Annotated in this window: 13 protein-coding genes; 8 read left to right on the top strand and 5 right to left on the bottom strand. The window is 67.4% G+C overall.

The genetic code is table 11. The features are described from left to right. The first annotated feature begins 27 nt into the window (after positions 1-27). The 4 genes from AAFG13_RS27330 (at position 28) to AAFG13_RS27315 (ending at position 5,313) form a co-directional block, all read left to right on the top strand. The gene (locus tag AAFG13_RS27330) at positions 28-2,538 is read left to right on the top strand and encodes an ATP-binding protein (RefSeq protein WP_342708753.1); all 2,511 of its coding nucleotides are present in this window, start codon (positions 28-30) and stop codon (positions 2,536-2,538) included. Continuing rightward, positions 2,535-4,058: a tRNA (adenosine(37)-N6)-threonylcarbamoyltransferase complex ATPase subunit type 1 TsaE gene (gene tsaE, locus AAFG13_RS27325; RefSeq protein WP_342708752.1), complete on the top strand. Its 1,524-nt coding sequence runs from the start codon at positions 2,535-2,537 to the stop codon at positions 4,056-4,058. The genes AAFG13_RS27330 and tsaE overlap by 4 nt, the downstream gene beginning before the upstream one ends. Before the next feature lie 87 nt (positions 4,059-4,145). After that, entirely contained in the window at positions 4,146-4,466 is a 321-nt protein-coding gene (locus AAFG13_RS27320) for a PilZ domain-containing protein (protein ID WP_163156892.1), read from the top strand. Positions 4,467-4,590: 124 nt separating this feature from the next. Then, positions 4,591-5,313: a nucleotidyltransferase family protein gene (locus tag AAFG13_RS27315; RefSeq protein ID WP_342713404.1), complete on the top strand. Its 723-nt coding sequence runs from the start codon at positions 4,591-4,593 to the stop codon at positions 5,311-5,313. A gap of 12 nt (positions 5,314-5,325) precedes the next feature. Here the strand turns inward: AAFG13_RS27315 and AAFG13_RS27310 are convergent, their stop codons facing one another. Then, positions 5,326-6,339: a DUF2891 domain-containing protein gene (locus tag AAFG13_RS27310; protein ID WP_342708751.1), complete on the bottom strand. Its 1,014-nt coding sequence runs from the start codon at positions 6,337-6,339 to the stop codon at positions 5,326-5,328. Continuing rightward, positions 6,336-7,262, bottom strand: coding sequence for a hypothetical protein (locus AAFG13_RS27305; protein ID WP_342708750.1), 927 nt, complete (start codon positions 7,260-7,262; stop codon positions 6,336-6,338). Before AAFG13_RS27305 ends, AAFG13_RS27310 begins: the two co-directional genes overlap by 4 nt. On the opposite strand from AAFG13_RS27305, the gene AAFG13_RS27300 reads away from it, so the two are divergent. The 4 genes from AAFG13_RS27300 (at position 7,210) to trxA (ending at position 15,407) form a co-directional block, all read left to right on the top strand. After that, the gene (locus AAFG13_RS27300) at positions 7,210-8,271 is read left to right on the top strand and encodes a LysR substrate-binding domain-containing protein (protein WP_342708749.1); all 1,062 of its coding nucleotides are present in this window, start codon (positions 7,210-7,212) and stop codon (positions 8,269-8,271) included. The genes AAFG13_RS27305 and AAFG13_RS27300 overlap by 53 nt on opposite strands. 83 nt (positions 8,272-8,354) lie before the next feature. After that, positions 8,355-11,501 (top strand): double-strand break repair protein AddB, encoded by a 3,147-nt coding sequence (gene addB, locus AAFG13_RS27295; RefSeq protein WP_342708748.1) that lies wholly within the window; start codon positions 8,355-8,357, stop codon positions 11,499-11,501. Next, complete coding sequence (gene addA, locus AAFG13_RS27290; protein ID WP_342708747.1) at positions 11,495-14,971, top strand: double-strand break repair helicase AddA; 3,477 nt, start codon at positions 11,495-11,497, stop codon at positions 14,969-14,971. The genes addB and addA overlap by 7 nt, the downstream gene beginning before the upstream one ends. A gap of 115 nt (positions 14,972-15,086) precedes the next feature. Then, complete coding sequence (trxA, locus tag AAFG13_RS27285; RefSeq protein ID WP_016847387.1) at positions 15,087-15,407, top strand: thioredoxin; 321 nt, start codon at positions 15,087-15,089, stop codon at positions 15,405-15,407. A 191-nt stretch (positions 15,408-15,598) separates the two neighbouring features. On the opposite strand, the gene AAFG13_RS27280 is transcribed toward trxA, so the two are convergent. From AAFG13_RS27280 to accD, 3 genes are read right to left on the bottom strand one after another with little or no spacing between them, the layout of a single operon-like run. Then, positions 15,599-16,339: a metallophosphoesterase family protein gene (locus tag AAFG13_RS27280; protein ID WP_342708746.1), complete on the bottom strand. Its 741-nt coding sequence runs from the start codon at positions 16,337-16,339 to the stop codon at positions 15,599-15,601. A 48-nt stretch (positions 16,340-16,387) separates the two neighbouring features. Beyond that, positions 16,388-17,731, bottom strand: a complete 1,344-nt coding sequence (locus tag AAFG13_RS27275; protein ID WP_342708745.1) for a folylpolyglutamate synthase/dihydrofolate synthase family protein — start codon at positions 17,729-17,731, stop codon at positions 16,388-16,390. Then, complete coding sequence (gene accD, locus AAFG13_RS27270) at positions 17,728-18,669, bottom strand: acetyl-CoA carboxylase, carboxyltransferase subunit beta (RefSeq protein WP_212312550.1); 942 nt, start codon at positions 18,667-18,669, stop codon at positions 17,728-17,730. Before accD ends, AAFG13_RS27275 begins: the two co-directional genes overlap by 4 nt. Between the last annotated feature and the right edge of the window lie 23 nt (positions 18,670-18,692).

Raw genomic sequence — 18,692 nt, 5'->3', positions numbered from 1 at the left:
TAAGGTTTGTGCGTTCTGGGGCAACATATGTCGGGCGTAGTCGCGGCAATGCGTCGAACCCTGCTGTCATGCACCTCACTGGCGCGCGACGGCATGCTTGGGCTCGCCATCACCGCATTGCTGCCGGCCCGCGCCTCGTTTGCCGCCGAGAGCCTGGTGACCCAGGCGCTGTCGGATCATTTCGGCTTCAATCATCAGGAGGTCGCGGTTCTCGCGACGTCGTTCGCGCTGGTCGGCTTCTCCGCCGTCGCCGCGATCCTCTTAATGCGCACCCGCCAGCGCGCGACGCGGAACGAGGAGCAGCTGCAGTCCGAGATCACGGACCTGCAGGCGCAATCGGACCGGCTGCGTGCCCTGTTGTTCGTCGAACCGCAGGTCCTGATCTCCTGGGCCGCGGGTGACAACCGGCCGCAGATCTCGGGCGACGTCTCGCTGGTGATGTCGCAGGAAAGCGCGCCGCAGCGCATCCTCGCCTTCGGAACCTGGCTGCCGCCCGAGCCGGCGCTGCAGATGGACCACGCGGTCGACGCGTTGCGCGAGAAGGGCGAGGCGTTCCTGCTCAACCTCTCGACCTCGGCCGGCCGCGCCATCGAGGCGATGGGCCGCGCGATCGGCGGCCAGGCCATCCTGCGTATCCGCGAGCTCGGCGGCTTGCGCCGCGAGCTCGCCGAATCCAACCTGCGCTACAAGACGCTGCAGGAGGAGACCGAGCTGCTGCGCGATTTCGCCGCCGCCGCGCCATGGCCGATCTGGGCCAAGAGCCTCGAGGGCAATCTGCGCTATGCCAACGCGGCCTATGTCCGCGCCACCGAGGGCAAGAGCGTGTCGGATGCGCTGCAGCGCAACCTCGAACTGCTCGAAAGCGACCAGCGCACCGAACTGACCCGCGCGCTGAACGACAATGCCAATTATGCCGCACGGCTGCCGATCGTGGTCAGCGGCGAGCGGCGGATCTACGACGTGCAGGCGCTCAAGCTCTCCGGCGGCAGCGCCGGTATCGCGATCGACGCCAGCGAAGCCGCGGCGCTGCGCGCGGCGATCGCGCGGATGGTCGAAGCGCACCGGCGCACCCTCGATCAGCTATCCTCGGGCGTCGCGGTGTTCGATGCCGACCGGCGGCTCACCTTCTACAACGAGTCCTATCGGCGACTGTGGGGCCTCGACCAGGCCTTCCTCGACAGCAATCCCGACGATTCCAGCGTCCTGGACCGGCTGCGCGCCAACCGCAAGCTGCCCGAGCAGCCGGACTTCCGCGCCTGGAAGGCCAAGCTGCACGAGGCCTATCGCGCGGTCGAATCCGAGACCTACACCTGGTTCCTGCCCGACGGCCGCGCCATCAGCGTCGTCACCACGCCGAACCTCGAGGGCGGCGTCACCTATCTGTTCGACAACGTCACCGAGAGCCTCGACCTCGCGCGCCGCTACGACCGCCTGACGCGGGTGCAGCGCGAGACCCTCGACAATCTCGGCGAGGCGGTCGCGGTGTTCGGCAGCAACGGCCGCGCCGAGCTGTTCAACCCGCCCTTCGCCAAGATGTGGAAGCTGCCGGCCGACGCGCTGCAGGGCGAACCGCATATCGAGGCGGTGGAAGCGCTGTGCCGGCCGCTGTTCGACGATGCGCTGACCTGGCGGACGCTGCGCGAGCAGATCACCGCGATCGAGAACCGCGCCCAGGTCGCGCTCAAGCTGGAGCGGAAGGACGGCAGCGTGCTGAATTGCATGACCATCCCGCTGCCCGACGGCAAGACCTTGCTGGCCTTCCAGGACATCACCGACACCGAGAATGTCGAGCGGGCGCTGCGCGAGCGCAACGAGGCGCTGGAAGCCGCCGACCAGATGAAGGTGGATTTCGTCCACCACGTCTCCTACGAGCTGCGCGCGCCGCTCACCACCATCATCGGCTTCGCGCATTTCCTCAGCGATCCCTCGACCGGACCGCTGACGCCGAAGCAGGCCGAATATCTCGACTACGTCACCAAATCGACCAACGCACTGCTGGCGCTGACCAACAACATTCTCGATCTCGCCACCATCGACGCCGGCGCGATGAAGCTCGAGCTCGGCCCGGTCAATATCGGCCAGGCGATCGAGGCCGCCGCCGAAGGCATCCAGGACCGCCTTGCAACCGACCGCATCACGCTGAAGGTCGATATCGAGCCCAACATCGGCGCCTTCGTCGGCGACGAGCGGCGCGTGGTGCAGGTGCTCTACAATCTGCTCGCCAATGCGGTCGGCTTCTCGCCGCATGACGCCACCGTCGCGATCAGCGCGCACCGCACCGAGCATAGCGTGGTGTTTTCGGTGACCGACGCCGGTCCCGGCATTCCGGCCGAGATGCGCGACAAGGTGTTCAACTGGTTCGAGAGCCATTCCCACGGCTCGCGGCATCGCGGCGCCGGGCTCGGCCTGTCGCTGGTCCGCTCCTTTGTCGAACTGCATGGCGGACGGGTGCGCGTCGATTCGACCGTAGGCCGCGGCACGACCGTGACCTGCGACTTCCCGATCGACCAGACCGCACATCGCAACGCCGCGGAATGACGGCGACCTCGACATTCTCGGTGGCGCTCGCGAACGAAACCGCGACGGCCGAGCTGATGGCCGACCTCGCGCTCCTGATCGGCGCCGGCGACGTCATCACGCTGTCGGGTGACCTCGGCGCCGGCAAGACCGCGGCCGCCCGCGCGCTGATCCGCTATCTCGCCACGGACGAGACGCTGGAAGTGCCGAGCCCGACCTTCACGCTGGCGCAGACTTACGAACTGCCGTCGTTTCCGCTGGTTCATGCCGACCTCTACCGCATCAACGATGCCAGCGAGCTCGAGGAGATCGGGCTGTCGCCATTGCCCGACGACATCGTGGCGCTGATCGAGTGGCCGGAACGCGCGCCGGACGCCATGCCCTCCGACCGCATCGACATCGCGTTCAGCCACCGCCCGGCGCTCGGGTCGGCTGCACGCGCCGCCGAGATCACCGGCCATGGCAAAGGCGCTGCGAAGGTTGCGCGGCTCAACGAGCTGCGCCAGTTCCTCGAGCACGGCGGCTTCCTCAACGCCCGGCGCGAGCGCATGCCGGGCGACGCCTCGACGCGCTCCTATGCGCGGCTGCGCAACGACGACGGCAGCGTCATCCTGATGAACTCGCCGCGCCGCCCCGACGGCCCGGCGATCTACAACGGCCGGTCCTACAGTGCAGCGGTGCATCTCGCCGAAGACGTCAGGCCGTTCGTCGCCATCGGAAACGGCCTGCGCAAGCACGGCTTCTCCGCTCCCGCGATCCGCCACATCGATCTCGAATCCGGCTTCCTGATCACCGAGGATCTCGGCGCCGAAGGCGTGATCGAGGGCGATCCGCCGCAGCCGATCGCCGAGCGTTACGAGGCCGCCGTCGACATGCTGGCGGCGCTGCATCGCGAGGCGCTGCCCGATACGCTGCCGGTGACACCAGACGAGAGCTACGACATCCCCGTGTTCGATATCGACGCCTGGCTGATCGAGATCGGGCTGATGCTGGAATGGTACCTGCCCGACCGCGGCGTGCAGCCGGACGATGAGCTCCGCACCGACTTCCTCGGGATGTGGCGCGGCCTTCTGCAGAAGCCCGCCGCGGCGCCGCAGACCTGGGTGATCCGCGACTTCCATTCGCCCAACATCATCTGGCTTGCCGAGCGCACCGGCATCCTGCGCGTCGGCATCATCGACTTCCAGGACGCACTGCTCGGCCCTGCGGCCTATGACGTGGTGTCGCTGCTGCAGGATGCGCGGATCGACGTGCCCGAGCAGCTCGAACTGTCGCTCCTGACCCGCTACATCAAGGCGCGGCGCGCCACCGACGAGAGCTTCGATCCCGCAGGCTTCGCCGAGCTCTATGCGATCATGTCGGCGCAGCGCAACACCCGCCTGCTCGGCACCTTTGCGCGGCTCAACCGCCGCGACGGCAAGCCGCAATATCTGAAGCACCAGCCGCGGATCTGGACCTACCTCGAGCGGTCGCTGGCCCATCCGGCACTGGCCACCTTCCGCATCTGGTACACAGCCAACGTCCCTCCCCCAGTACCGTAGTTTACGGGTTGTTAGCCTTGGGTCTCCTAAGGTTGCGGAGGCCGCATGTGATCCAGGGCGCGGCCGGATCGGGAGCAGGACCACACGATGGGGACGGAACGACGCAAGGGCGATCGTGTCACGTTTGAGCGCGGCATAGCCGCGCACATGATGGGCATTGACGGCACCTGGCGGCGCGACTGCACCATGGAAGACGTGTCGGAGACGGGTGCCAAGCTCTCCGTCGACGGCTCGGTCGAGGGCCTGAACCTGAAGGAGTTCTTTCTGCTGCTGTCGTCAACAGGATTGGCTTATCGCCGCTGCGAACTGGCGTGGGTCAATGGCGACCAGATCGGCGTCAACTTCCTCAAACAAGGCGACAAGAAGAAGAAAACTGCCAAACGCGGCGCGCAGGCTGCCGACGTCTAGGCTATCGTCGCCATTGCCGTCTTACGGCCGTCATGTCCTGTGACTATGGCGTCTGATCGATGCGCTTGCCGAATCGCCGTGATATGATCGGCACCGAGAGATGATGACCGAGAACATCAGGAAAATGCCCGTCACTCCCCATAAGGCTATGGTGCTCGCTGCGGGCCTCGGCGTGCGCATGCGCCCCCTGACCGACACGATGCCGAAGCCGCTGGTGAGCGTCGCCGGTCAACCGCTGCTCGACCATGTGCTCGACAAGCTCGCCGGCGCCGGCGTCAGCGAAGCGGTCGTGAACGTGCATTATCTGCCCGACCAGATCATCGAGCACGTCAAGACCCGCAGCAGTCCGCGCGTGATCATCTCGGATGAGCGCGACCAGTTGCTCGGCACCGGCGGCGCGGTGGTGAAGGCGCTGCCGCTGCTCGGCGATGCGCCGTTCTTCCATCTCAATGCCGACACGATGTGGATCGACGGCGTGCGCTCCAATCTGGCGCGGCTGGCGGAGACCTTCGATCCCGCGCGGATGGATATTCTGCTGCTGATGGCGCCGACCGCCTCGAGCATCGGCTATAGCGGCCGCGGCGACTATTCGATGTTGCCGGACGGCGCGCTGCGCAAGCGGCGGGAGAACCAGGTGGTGCCGTTCGTCTATGCCGGCGCCGCGATCATATCGCCTGCGCTGTTCGCCGACGCCCCCGCCGGTGAATTCTCGCTGACCAAGATGTTCGACCGCGCCAACGAGCAGGAGCGGCTGTTCGGCCTGCGCCTCGACGGCGTCTGGATGCATGTCGGGACACCCGACGCGATCCTGGCCGCGGAAGAAGCTTTCCTGGAAAGCGTCGCGTAAGCGACCACCCCCTCAGCCTTCGCTGTCGATGGCGAGCACCGCAAAACTCGCGAGCCAGTGTTCGCCCATATAGTCGCTGGCGATATGCGGCAGGCCGGCGTCGAGATGGCCTCGCGCCGTATCCTGCAGGATCGGGCGCCGCGCATCGCCCTCCGGCAATGCGCCGGCCAGCGCGCGCCAGCACCATGCCCGGCTGAGATTGAGCCCGTCGAGATGCGCAAGCTTGCCGTCCGACCGATCGGTGACCGCTGCCGGCCGGAACAGGGTTGCGGGTTCGCGTTGCGCGAGCTGAGGCAGGAAGCGGTCGAACCAGGGTAGGAAGTCGCCGGGCGCCAGCAGCCGACGCATGCATTCGGCTTCGATCAGCGCCGACGACTGGAAATCATCGCCGCTGGGCTCACCCCAGGCGGGGCAATCGTGATCGGCTCCGTACCAACGCAGCGCCGTCTCGCGGAACAGCGCACTGAGCGCATCGTCCTGCGTCACTGCGGCGTAGTCGGCGGCCATGCGCAACCCGAACGCAGTGTTGAAGTGCGTGCCGACCCGCACCGGATAGGTGGCGAGCGGCAGGAAATCGCGGAAGCGCTGCGCGAAGATTGCGGCAAGCGGCGTGATTTGCTCGCGCCACTGCGTTTCATCGAGCAGCGCGAGCTCTGCCGCAAGCTTCAAGAGCCAGCCCCAACCGTAAGGCCGCTTGAACCCGCGCGCGGTCGGGGCTGCGAGATAGGCGCATTCGGCCGCGATCTTCTCCGTGACGAACTGCGCGTCGAACAAGGCGCGGATCTCGTCCGCCGCTTCGGACGCCGGATAGCGGCGCAGCAGCCGGGCGAGCATCCAGTAGCTATGGACGCAGGAGTGCCAATCGTAGCTGCCGAAGAACACCGGATGCAGCTCGCGCGGCGTGCGTGCATCCTGCGGACCCGCCAGCACATGATCCGGCTTGTTCGGATATTCGCGTGTGACATGGCCGAGCGCGATGCGGGCGAAACGGACGGCGAGGTCTTCGGTCAGGATGGTCGCGCTCATGATGGGGCGTTCTCCTTGCGCTCGCGCCGAACCAGCATCTCGATCAGGCGCGGCATCATATAGATCGGAAACTGTGTGGCCGCGAAGAACAGCGCCGTCATCGGCGACACCGCCGCGCCCATCGCCGACCAGACCAATCCGACGTTGCGGTTGCTCAGAATGAGGCCCGTGGTCAATCGCTCGGCCAGCGGACCCGGCGTCAGCAGCGCGCCAAGCGCTTGCAGCGCGAGATTGCAGGCGAAGGCAAGGCCCACCAAAGTCAGCGCGGTGGCCGGCTGCGCTGCGATCTGCGTGCGCACCCCCGCCATGGTGGAAATCGCGAACACGAGCAGCGAGGCGAGCACAAGCGCGTCGATGATGCGCGAATGCCGCGCCAATTGTGCAGCGGCCTGACGGCGCAGCAGCAACGCCAGCGCGCCGGCACCGACAACCAGCAGCGCCAGCCGCGCGGCGAGCGCCAGCGGATCGAGCGCAAGACCGGCAAATCCCGCTGCGATCAGCGGAACCGTGACCGGCGCCAGCGCCATCGACAGCAACGTCACGGCCAGCGGAACGGTCGCGTCGAATCCGAGCATGCGCGCGACCGCCGCCGTGCCGGTCGATGGCGGCGCGCACACCGACAGCACCAGCGCAACGATCAGCTCCGGCCGAAATCCGGCGCCGCGCGCCGCGAAGCCGACCGCAAGCGGACAGGCCAGCATCGCCAGCGCCGGCAACAGCAGCGAAACCAGCGGACGCCCCAGCGCGCGCCGGAACGCCGCGCCGTCGACCTGGAGAAAGGTACCGAGAACCAGAACGAAGATCGCCGCCGCCATCAGCGGGCGTGCGCCGTCCGCGAGGGGCGGGAAAGCCAGCCCGGCCAGCACGCCGATGACCAGCAAGGTCGGCCCGCGCGGCATCAGCTTCGCGAATGATCGTCCCAAGTCTTTTCGCCTCGTGGTCGTGTCGGTCGCGACCGTAGGCGCACGCAAATCATTGTTGAAATCGATTGTTCTTATAAGCATTATTGTTATGATGAATTTAGCTGCCGTCGATCTCAACCTGCTGGTCGCCTTCGAGGCGCTGATCGAGGAGCGCCACGTCACCCGCGCGGCCGAGCGCATTGGCCTCGCCCAGCCCTCGATGAGCAGCGCTCTACGAAGGCTGCGCGCGCTGTTTGCGGACGAACTGTTCCTGCGCGCCGGCGCCGGCATGCAGCCGACCGAAAAGGCACTGGCACTGGCCGGGCCGATCGGAGAGGCGTTGCGGCAAATCAGGGGCGCGCTGGCGCCCGATCGGGGCTTCGATCCGGCCACCGCGCGAAGGCGCTTCACCATCGCGGCGACCGACTACGGCGACCTCGTTCTGGTGCCGGAACTGAGCCGCTTGTTGCGCTTGGAAGCCCCGGGCATCGACCTTGCCGTGCGCCCGCTGACTGACACGACGGCGGCCCTGGTCAAGCTCGAGCGCGCCGAACTCGATGCGCTGATCGGCGGCCATCTGCCGGGCTCGCCACGCTGTGTCCGGCACCGGCTGTTCGAGGAACGCTTCGTCTGCATCCGTGATGGCACGCGCGCAAGCCGATCAGAGGCGCTCAGCCTGGAAGATTATGCGACCCTGCCGCATGTACTGTTCTCCGCGGCCGGCGGCGACGGGCTGCCGAGCGTGATCGACGCGCTGCTGGCGCGCCATCGGCTGAAGCGACGGGTGGCCGTGACGCTTGCCCATGTGGTGGCCGTTCCCTTCGCCGTGGCCGGCACCGATCTGATCGCTACGATGGCCGAGCGCGTCGCCCGCCGCTTCACGCATCTCGCCGAGATCGCCGTCGTGATGCCGCCGATCGACATCCCTGCCTTCGCGATCGATCTGATCCATACAGTCCGCGCGGCTGAGGATCCGGCGCTGCGCTGGTTCCTGGATGCCGTCGATCGCTGCGCCGCCCGGCTGCGATAATCAGCGGTGATGGCTGACCCGCAGGGGTGGCTAACGACGGCCGCCGCTCCCTATATTGGCGCCTGATTCGAACCAGGCAGCCCATGCGCGTTTTCAGCGTTCCCGTCTCTGCGCCGTTCCTGCGCACCGTCATTTCGGCGCTGGTCGATGGCCGGCTGGTCGCGGGATTCGAGGCACGCAACGATCCGGCGAAACTCGCCGGCGCCACGCTCTATCTGCCGACCCGCCGCGCCGGACGGCTGGCGCGCGAGATCTTCCTCGATGTGCTCGATTCCGACGCCGCGGTGCTGCCGCGCATCGTCGCGCTCGGCGAGATCGATGAGGACGAGCTCGCTTTCGCCGACCAGGGCGACGACGTCGGCGGCGCCGCGCCGCTGGAGATCCCGCCGAGACTCGGCGAGCTCGAGCGCCGGCTGACGCTGGCGCATCTGGTCGCGGCCTGGGCGAAGACGCCGGTGTCGGCGCCGCTGGTGGTCGGCGGCCCGGCCTCGACGCTGCAGCTCGCCGGCGACCTGGCGCGGCTGATGGACGACATGGTAACGCGCGGCGTCGACTGGCGCGCGCTCGACCGCCTGGTGCCGGACCAGCTCGACAAATACTGGCAGCATTCGCTCGACTTCCTGCGCATCGCGCGCGACGCCTGGCCGAACTACCTCAAGGAGATCGGCCGGATCGAGCCGGCCGCGCGACGCGATCTCCTGATCGAGGCAGAGGCGACGCGGCTGACCGCGCATCCCACGGGCCCGGTGATTGCGGCTGGTTCGACCGGCTCGATGCCGGCCACCGCAAAATTCCTCCACGCGGTGGCGAAGCTTCCGAACGGCGCCGTGGTGCTGCCCGGGCTCGACACCGATCTCGACGAGGACTCCTGGGACACGATCGGCGGCGAACGCGGCGACGACGGCAGGTTCACCACGCCGCCCTCGTCCAACCACCCGCAATTCGCGATGCACGCCTTGCTCGACCGCTTCGGGATCAAGCGCCGCGACGTCGAGAGCCTTGCTGAGCCTGCGCCGCTCGGCCGCGAGGTGCTGGTGTCGGAGACGATGCGCCCCTCGACCGCGACCGCGCAGTGGCACGACCGGCTGGAGCGGCCCGAGATCGTGGCGCGGATTTCCGCCGGGATGACCAACCTCACCGTGGTCGAAGCCCCCAATCCGGAAATGGAGGCGCTGGCGATCGCGGTTGCGATGCGCGAGGCACGGCATCTCGGCAAATCGGCAGCGCTGGTGACGCCTGATCGCGCGCTGGCACGCCGCGTGATGGCCTCGCTGACGCGCTGGAAGCTGGAGTTCGACGATTCCGGTGGCGATGCGCTGATGGAAACGCCACCCGGCGTGTTCGCCCGCCTCACCGCGGGGGCCGCGGCCAAGGGGCTGGAACCGCCGACATTGCTCGCTCTGCTCAAGCATCCGCTGTTCCGGCTCGGCGGCGCCCATGGCGCCCTGAAGCGCGCGATCGAGGTGCTGGAGATCGCGCTGCTCCGCGGCACACGGCCGCAAGCTGCGACCAACGGCCTCGCGCGCGATTTTGTGCGTTTCCGCGCCGAGCTCGTCAAGCTGCATGGCGGCGAGACCTCGTCGCTGCACGCCATGGAGCCGCGCGCCCGGCTGCGCGACAACGAGCTCAACCAGGCCCAGGACCTGATCGCCAGATTGCAGGCGGCGCTGGCGCCGCTGGAAGGCATGGCCTCGTCAAAGCCCTATGATTTCGCCGAGCTGGCCGCGCGTCATCGCGAGGCGCTGATCGCGCTGTCGGCCGACCAGAACGGCGTCGCCATCGTGTTCGAGGAGCGCGCCGGCGCGTCGCTCGCGTCCGCCTTCGACGAGCTGCTCGCCAAGCAGCAGCCGAGCGGGCTGATGACGCCGCTGTCAGACTATCCCGAGGTGTTCCAGACCGCATTCGCTGACCGCATGGTGCGGCGGCCGGAATCGGCGCGCGCGCAACTCAACATCTTCGGCCAGCTCGAGGCGCGTCTGACCGAGTCGGATCGCGTCATCCTCGGCGGTCTGGTCGAGGGCGTCTGGCCGCCGGCGCCGCGGATCGATCCGTGGCTGAGCCGGCCGATGCGGCACGAGCTCGGGCTCGATCTTCCCGAACGGCGCATCGGCCTCTCTGCGCACGACTTTACCCAACTGCTCGGCCATGACGAGGTGATCCTTACCCATGCGGCCAAGGTCGGCGGCGCGCCGGCGGTCGCCTCGCGCTTCCTGCATCGGTTAGAGGCGGTGGCGGGCGAAGCGCGCTGGAAGGCTGCGACATCGGCCGGCGAAGCTTACGTGCAATACGCCGCCGAGCTCGACCGACCCGATACAGTCCAGCCGATCCCGCAGCCGGAGCCGCGGCCACCGCGCGAGGCACGGCCGCTGAAAATGTCGGTCACCGCGATCGAGGACTGGCTGCGCGATCCCTACACGATCTATGCGCGCTACATCCTGAAGCTCGATCCGCTCGATCCCGTCGACATGCCGCTGTCGGCGGCCGATCGCGGCTCCGCAATCCACGAATCCCTCGGCGAGTTCACACAAACTTACGCCGACGCGCTGCCTGACGACATCAAGAGCGCGCTGCGCGACATCGGGGCCAAGCATTTCGCGCCGCTGATGGAGCGGCCCGAAGCGCGCGCGCTGTGGTGGCCGCGCTTCCAGCGTATCGCGGCATGGTTTGCCGAATGGGAGCGAGCCCGGCGCGGCAATATTGATTCGATCAAGGCCGAGATTCGCGGCGAGATCGGCATTCCGCTCGACGATGCCAGGACATTCGTGCTCTCGGCGCGCGCCGACCGCATCGAGCGGCGCGACGACGGCAGCTTTGCGATCCTCGACTACAAGACCGGCCAGCCGCCGACCGGCAAGCAGGTGCGCATGGGCCTGTCGCCGCAGCTCACGCTGGAAGCCGCGATCCTGCGCGAGGGCGGCTTCGCCGACATTCCGGCGGACTCTTCGGTCGGCGACCTCGTCTATGTCAGGCTGAGCGGCAACAACCCACCGGGCGAGCAACGTTCGCTGGAACTGAAGATCAAGACCAACGACACGCCGCAGCCGCCCGATGAGGCCGCCGACAGCGCGCGGCGCAAGCTGGAAGCCTTGATCCGCGCCTTCGACGACGAGCAGCAGGCCTACACCTCGCTGAACCTCTCGATGTGGGCGAACCGTTACGGCGCCTATGACGATCTCGCGCGCATCAAGGAATGGTCCGCGGCCGGCGGCCTGGGGATCGAGGAATGGTGAAGGCTATCAGACCCATCCCGCCAGCGGTGCGCGACGCGCAGGCGCGCGCGTCCGATCCGAAGGTGTCGACGTTCGTGTCGGCCAATGCCGGTTCCGGCAAGACCCACGTGCTGGTCCAGCGCGTGATCCGCCTGCTGCTGTCCGGCGTGCCGCCAGAGAAGATCCTCTGCATCACCTTCACCAAGGCTGCCGCGGCCAACATGGCCGAACGCGTGTTCACGACGCTCGGCCACTGGGTGACGCTCGACGACGAGGCGCTCAACGTCGCGATCCGCGAGGCCGGCATTGCACATCCGAGCGCTTCGCTGCGGCGCGAGGCGCGCAAGCTGTTTGCCTGCGCGCTGGAAACGCCCGGCGGCTTGAAGGTGCAGACCATCCACGCGCTGTGCACCCGTCTGCTGCAACAGTTTCCGTTCGAGGCCAACGTGCCGGCGCGCTTCGCCGTGCTGGACGACCGCGACCAGAACGAAATGATGGAACGCGCCAATCTCGCGGTGTTCCTCGAGGCGTCGCGGATTCCCGACAGTCCCATCGGCCGCGCGCTGCGGACGGCGATGGCGAATGCCGCCGACGTCACCTTCAAGGAGGTGGTCCGCGAGGCTTGTCTGAGCCGCGACCATTTCATGGCCTGGACCGATGCCGCCGGCAACGCCGCAGCCGCCGCCGCGCAGATGTCGGCCGCGCTCGGCGTCCCGGCCGATATTCGCATCGAGGATGTCGAGCGCGAGATCGTCGATGGACCGAACCTGCCGCGGTCGAGCTGGAAGGAGCTGGCGACGCTCCTCGACACCAGCAGCAAGGCGGACCAGAAGCAGGCCGAGCGGCTGCGGAGCGCGCTGACCTTTACCGGAGCAGCCCAGGTCGAGGAATATCTCGGCGTCTTCCTGACCGATGACCGTGCGCCGCGCGCGTCTGTCATCACCAACAACTTCATCAAGAAGAATGCCGTCGCGGGCCACCGGTTCGAGGCGGAGGTCGATCGTCTTAGTCCCCTGATCGAGCGCCGCCGCGCCGTGGTGGCGCGCGACCGCACCGAGGCGCTGATCCACATCGCGACCGCGGCGGCCGCGCACTACCGGCGCGAGAAGCTGGAGCGCGGCCTGCTCGATTATGACGATCTGATCGACAAGACGCTGGCGATGCTCGACCGCGTCTCCTCAGGCTGGGTGCATTACAAGCTCGACCGCGGCGTCGATCACGTGCTGATCGACGAGGCGCAGGACACCAGCCCGCGGCAATGGGACATCGTCGCGCATATCATCTCGGAATTCACCTCCGGCGCCGGCGCGCGCGACGGCCTGGTGCGTACCGTGTTCGCGGTCGGCGACGAGAAGCAGTCGATCTTCTCGTTCCAGGGCGCAGCACCCCGCGAGTTCGATCTGCGGCGGCGCGAGCTGAAGCGGCGGTTCGAGGAAGCCGGGCTGAAATTCGATCCGGTGTCGTTCACCTATTCGTTCCGCTCGGGGCCGGTGATCCTGCATTCGGTCGACCATGTATTCCGCGAGCAGGAGATCTTCCGCAGCATCCACGCGGTGGAGAACGGCTATCCGATCCACAATGCGATGGCCGACGCCGGCCCCAGCCTGATCGAGCTCTGGGATCTCGCCGTAGCCGACGACCGCCAGGACATCGAGGGCTGGCGCGCGCCGTTCGACGGCGTCTCGGTGACCAGCCCCGAAGTAAAGCTCGCACGGCGCATCCAGGCCGAGATCAAGCGCCTCGTCTCTAGCGGCACCATGACCGGCAGTGAAGGCGGACGACAGCCGCTACGCTATGGCGACATGCTGATCCTGGTGCGGCGGCGCGGCAACGCGTTCGACGCGGTGATCCAGGCGCTCAAGCACGCCAACATTCCGGTTGCCGGCGCCGACCGGCTGAAGCTGACCGAGCACATCGCGATCATCGACCTGATGAACCTCGCCGACGCGCTGCTGCTGCCGCAGGACGACCTCGCGCTGGCGGTGGCGCTGAAGAGCCCGCTGTTCGGCCTCACCGACGACGATCTGTTCAAGCTGGCGTACCAGCGCCGCGGCGCGCTGCGCGAGGCGTTGGCCGCACAGGCGCCGAGCGATGAGCGCTTGTCGGCCGCGCTGCGCCGCCTCGAACAATGCGAGCGCCGCTTCACCGAGGAGACGCCGTTCGCGTTCTATGCCTGGCTGCTCGGCGGCGACGGCGGACGGGCGCGCATCCTGCGCCGGCTTGGCCACGAGGCCAATGATGCGCTCGACGAATTCCTCGAGCTCGCGCTGGGCTATGAGCGCAAGGCGCCGGCCTCGCTGCAGGGCTTTATCGCCTGGCTGCGCGCCGCCGACACCGAGGTGAAGCGCGACATGGAGATTTCGCGCGACGAGGTTCGCGTCATGACCGTGCACGGCGCCAAGGGCCTCGAGGCATCGGTCGTGTTCCTGGTCGACACCACGACCTCGCCGTCGGACACGCAGCGGCTGCGGCTGATCCATCTACCGCAGGGCAATGCCGCGCCGAACGCGCCCGGCGTCGTGGTGTGGGCCGGCAAGAAGGCCGAGGATCCACCCAATGTCGCCGATGCGCGCAAGGCGATGCTCGGCGACACCGAGGACGAGTATCGCCGCCTGCTCTATGTCGCGATGACGCGTGCGGCCGACCGGCTGATCGTCGGCGGCTGCATGCCCGGCAACATGAACACGGTGCGGAAATCCTCCTGGTACGATCTGATCACCAAGGGGCTCGCCAATTCCGGGCTGAAGCTCGAAGAGCTCGAGACGCCGGCCGGCAAGGTGATGCGCTATTCGCGGCCCGACGACGTTGCCGATCTCACCGGCGCTGTTGCGTCAACGGCCGTAGCGTCGATCGCACTGCCGTCCTGGCTGCGGACCGCGGCCGCACCTGAAGCTTTCGCCGCGGGCGTACTGCGCCCGTCCGATCCGGCCGATGGCGACAGCCATCCGATACGAACCGGCGAATCGGTGCTGCTGCGCGCCCGCGCCCTGCAACGCGGCACGCTGGTACATCGCCTGCTGCAATCGTTGCCCGGAATTGCCGCCGAGCGGCGGCGCACCGCCGCGCTCGGCTACCTCGCGCGCAACGCCGACGGCTGGAGCGACAAGGAGCAAGCCGCGCTCGCTGACCAGGTGCTGGACTTGATTGCCGATCCCCGTTTCGCCGCGGTGTTCGCGCCCGGCAGCCGCGCGGAGGTCTCGATCGTCGGACGGCTGGAGCGGCCAGGCCAGCCGAAGGCGCTGGTCTCGGGCCAGATCGACCGGCTGGTGGTGACGCCGACCGACGTCCTGATCGTCGATTTCAAGACCAACCACGCCCCGCCGAAGACCGCCGCGGAGGCGCCACGGGGCTATGTGCGGCAGCTCGCGCTCTATCGGGCCGTGCTGGCGAAGCTTTATCCCCAGCTGCCCGTCCGGGCCGCGCTGCTTTGGACCGAAACACCTGAAATCATGGAGATTTCCGCCCCCGCGCTGGACGCCGGGCTGGCATAAGTTCATGTCGGCGTGAGCGAGCTTGACCCGGCAAGGGGGCGTTCATAGGTTTGACCCATGCTCCCCGGGCGCGATTCTCCGCCGCGCCCTTTTCTCAACCGTACGAGGTACTCACATGGCCGTTGGCAAGGTTTCTGACGCCGATTTCGAAGCCGAAGTGCTCAAGGCGACCGGGCCGGTGGTCGTCGACTTCTGGGCCGAGTGGTGCGGACCCTGCCGCATGATCGCGCCCGCTCTCGATGAGATTTCCGGCGCGATGGGCGACAAGGTCAAGATCGTGAAGCTCAACGTCGACGAGAGCCCGAAGACCGCGTCGAAGTATGGCGTGATGTCGATCCCGACCCTGATGATCTTCAAGGGCGGCGAGATGGCGTCCCGTCAGGTCGGCGCCGCGCCGAAGGCCAAGCTGCAGCAGTGGATCACCGCTGCGGTCTGATCTGTTTCGAATTAGCCGAATTGCGACACGGCCGGCGTCATGCCGGCCGTTTTGTTTTGAGCGAGATGAATCCTCGCTCGTCATGGCCGGGCTTGACCCGGCCATCCATCCGCTTTGGAAAAGAGGTACTTACGAAGATTGATGGACACGCGGGTCAAGCCCGCGTGTGACGAAGATTGCACGCAGGCAGATTACCTGATCCATCCCGTCGCCAGCGCCGAGGCGAGCTCGGCTTGACCATTGCGCCGCGCCAGCGCCGCCATCGCGGCGTGATCGTAGGGGATGTGGCGGAAGGTGACGTCCCAGTCGCGACCGACCTGTTCAAGAATCGCGTAGCGCGCATCGGGCGAACCGGCCTCCACGACATGCGGATATGGCTTGCCGGCGCGATAGCCGGGTGAGCCGACGCTGCCGGGATTGACGATCAGCCGCCCATCGCGAAACCGCACGGCGCGCGCGGTATGGGTGTGCGCGCACAGGATCAGCGATTGCGTCACGCCGGCCGCCCGCGCCTCGATCGATTCCAGCGTGGACATGCAGACTTCGCCGCCCGGCAGCACCGTCTCGAGCCAGTAGGTCTCGTCGTCCTGCGGCGTCGCGTGACACAGGAACACCTCGTCGCGATAGACCGCATTCGGCGGCAGCGTGCGCAGCCAGTCGAGATGCCGCGGCTCGAGCTGGGTGTAGGTCAGCCGCTCCCAGGAACCCATCTTCTCGTGCGGGCGGTCGATCAGATAGCGGTCGTGATTGCCGAGCAGATGGACCGCATCGAGCGCCATCAGCATGTCGATGGTCGGCCGGGCGTCGAGCGGCCCGCTCACCATGTCGCCGAGATCGACGATGTCGGAAATGCCCTGCGCGCGGATATCCGACAGCACCGCTTCAAGCGCGAGGTGGTTGCCGTGGATGTCGGCGATCGCAGCAAAACGCATGGTGTCTCGTCCTCCCACATGCGCACCGCATCCGGGACGCGGGACCATTTATGCAGGAGGCGTGCCGTTGGCCGCAAGCACGGGACCCGCGAGGTACAGCGAGCCGGTGATCAGGATGCGCGGCGGCACCTCGTAGGCCAGCCTGGCGAGCCGTTGCAACGCGGCGTCGACGCCGGATACGATCTCGACCCGCATGCCGAGCGCACGCGCGGCATCTGCGAGCTTGTCCGGCGCCATGCCGTTGTCGCGGCCGGGCACCGGGACCGCGATGATGTGGCGCGTCAGCCCGGCGAAATTGGCGAGGAAGGCATTGGCATCCTTGTTGGCCATCATGCCTGCGATCACGACCAGCGGCCGCGACACGCGCTCCTCGAGGTCGCCGAGTGCCGCCGCCGCAACGCGGCCGCCCTCGGCATTGTGGCCGCCATCGAGCCAGACCTCGGAGCCCTGCGGCCCCTGGCAGACCAGGCTACCTGAGACCAGCCGCTGCATCCGCGCCGGCCATTCCGCATTGACGATGCCGGCCTCATAGGCCGCGATGTTGAGCTTGAAGGTGTCGATCGCACGCAAGGTCGCGATCGCGAGGCCCGCGTTGTCGAACTGGTGCCGGCCGAACAGCTTTGGCGCGGCGAGGTCCATCAAGCCGCGCTCATCCTGATAGACCAGCCGGCCGCGCTCGACGCCGACATGCCATTGCTGGCCGGCCGCATGCAGCGGCGCGCGCATGCGGTTCGCCTCCGCCTCGATCACGGCCATCGCGTCCGGCGCCTGCTCGGCAGAGATCACCGGCACCTTGCGCTTGATGATCGCGGCCTTCTCGCCGGCGATCAAAGTCAGCGTATCGCCGAGGAATTCCATGTGATCCATGCTGACCGGCGTAATCACCGAGGCCAGCGGCGTCTCGACCACATTGGTGGAATCCAGCCGGCCGCCGAGGCCGACCTCGAGCAGCGTCACGTCGGCCGGATACTTTGCGAACAGGCAGAACGCGACTGCGGTTTCCATCTCGAAGATGGTGATGGGGTTGCCGGCGTTGATGCGCTCGCAATGCTCGAACGTCGTGCGCAGCTCGTCGTCAGCGACGAGCTTGCCGCCGCCCGTGGCACCCAGCCGGTAGCATTCGTTGAGCCGGACCAGATAGGGCGAGGTGAAGACGTGCACGCGCAGGCCGGCGGCTTCGAGGATCGCGCGCAGATAGGCAATGGTCGAGCCCTTGCCATTGGTGCCGGCGACATGGATCACCGGCGGCAGCTTGCGCTCGGGATGATCGAGCCGCTCCATCAGGCCGCGCATGCGATCGAGGCTGAGATCGATGCGCTTCGGATGCAGCGCCGATATCCGCGCGATCAACGCCTCGAACGAGGGTTGCGATGGGGCGGCGCTTGCGGTCACGCGTGCGGCGCGGCCGGCACCGTCTCCGGTGCCGTGACGATCTGGGCCGGCTCGGTGACGGCAACCGTGGGCTTGGACGCGGTTTCAAGCGCCGGCGCCTTGGTCAGCAGGCGGCACAGCCGCGCCAGCATGGCCTTCATCTCATGGCGGTGCACGACCATGTCGACCATGCCGTGCTCGCGCAGATACTCGGCGCGCTGGAAACCTTCCGGCAGCTTCTCGCGAATGGTCTGCTCGATCACGCGGGCGCCGGCAAAGCCGATCAGCGCACCGGGTTCGGCAATCTGGACGTCGCCGAGCATCGCATAGGAGGCGGTGACGCCGCCGGTGGTCGGATTGGTCAGCACCACGATGTAGGGCTGCTTCGCCTCGCGCAGCATCTGCACGCCGACCGTGGTGCGCGGCATCTGCATCAGCGACAGGATGCCTTCCTGCATCCGCGCGCCGCCGGACGCGGCGAACACAATGAAGGGCGACTTCTTCTCGACCGCGAGCTCGAGCCCGCGCACGATCGCTTCACCGGCGGCCATGCCGAGCGAACCGCCCATGAAATCGAAATCCTGCACCGCGACCACGACGCCGGTGCCTTCGAGCTTGCCGTAGCCGACCTTGACCGCGTCGTTCAGGCCGGTCTTGGCCCGCGCATCCCTGATCTTGTCGACATATTTGCGCTCGTCGCGGAATTTCAGCGGATCCGCCGTCACCTCGGGCAACGCGACGTCGAACCAGGTCTCGTTGTCGAAGATCGACTTCAACCGCGCCACCGCGCCCATGCGCATGTGGTAGTTCGAGCCGGGGATCACGAACTGGTTGGCCTCGACGTCCTTGTAGAACACCAGCTGCCCGGAATCCGGGCACTTGATCCAGAGGTTTTCCGGCGTCTCGCGCCGCAGGATGTTGCGGATCTTCGGCCGGACGACGTTGGTGAGCCAGTTCATGGTTCGCTCCGAAATGCGGGTCG

The organism is Bradyrhizobium sp. B124 (assembly GCF_038967635.1).
In the GTDB taxonomy this organism is placed as follows: domain Bacteria; phylum Pseudomonadota; class Alphaproteobacteria; order Rhizobiales; family Xanthobacteraceae; genus Bradyrhizobium.
This window is presented reverse-complemented; position numbering and strand designations above follow the sequence as displayed.

Coding starts and splice junctions, on each gene's coding strand:
- AAFG13_RS27310 (WP_342708751.1), bottom strand. CDS start 6,339: ATGAGCGCGACCATCCTGACCGAAGACCTCGCCGTCCGTTTCGCCCGC.
- AAFG13_RS27300 (WP_342708749.1), top strand. CDS start 7,210: ATGACCAGCAAGGTCGGCCCGCGCGGCATCAGCTTCGCGAATGATCGT.
- AAFG13_RS27315 (WP_342713404.1), top strand. CDS start 4,591: ATGCCCGTCACTCCCCATAAGGCTATGGTGCTCGCTGCGGGCCTCGGC.
- addB (WP_342708748.1), top strand. CDS start 8,355: ATGCGCGTTTTCAGCGTTCCCGTCTCTGCGCCGTTCCTGCGCACCGTC.
- AAFG13_RS27330 (WP_342708753.1), top strand. CDS start 28: ATGTCGGGCGTAGTCGCGGCAATGCGTCGAACCCTGCTGTCATGCACC.
- AAFG13_RS27320 (WP_163156892.1), top strand. CDS start 4,146: ATGGGGACGGAACGACGCAAGGGCGATCGTGTCACGTTTGAGCGCGGC.
- AAFG13_RS27280 (WP_342708746.1), bottom strand. CDS start 16,339: ATGCGTTTTGCTGCGATCGCCGACATCCACGGCAACCACCTCGCGCTT.
- tsaE (WP_342708752.1), top strand. CDS start 2,535: ATGACGGCGACCTCGACATTCTCGGTGGCGCTCGCGAACGAAACCGCG.
- accD (WP_212312550.1), bottom strand. CDS start 18,669: ATGAACTGGCTCACCAACGTCGTCCGGCCGAAGATCCGCAACATCCTG.
- addA (WP_342708747.1), top strand. CDS start 11,495: ATGGTGAAGGCTATCAGACCCATCCCGCCAGCGGTGCGCGACGCGCAG.
- trxA (WP_016847387.1), top strand. CDS start 15,087: ATGGCCGTTGGCAAGGTTTCTGACGCCGATTTCGAAGCCGAAGTGCTC.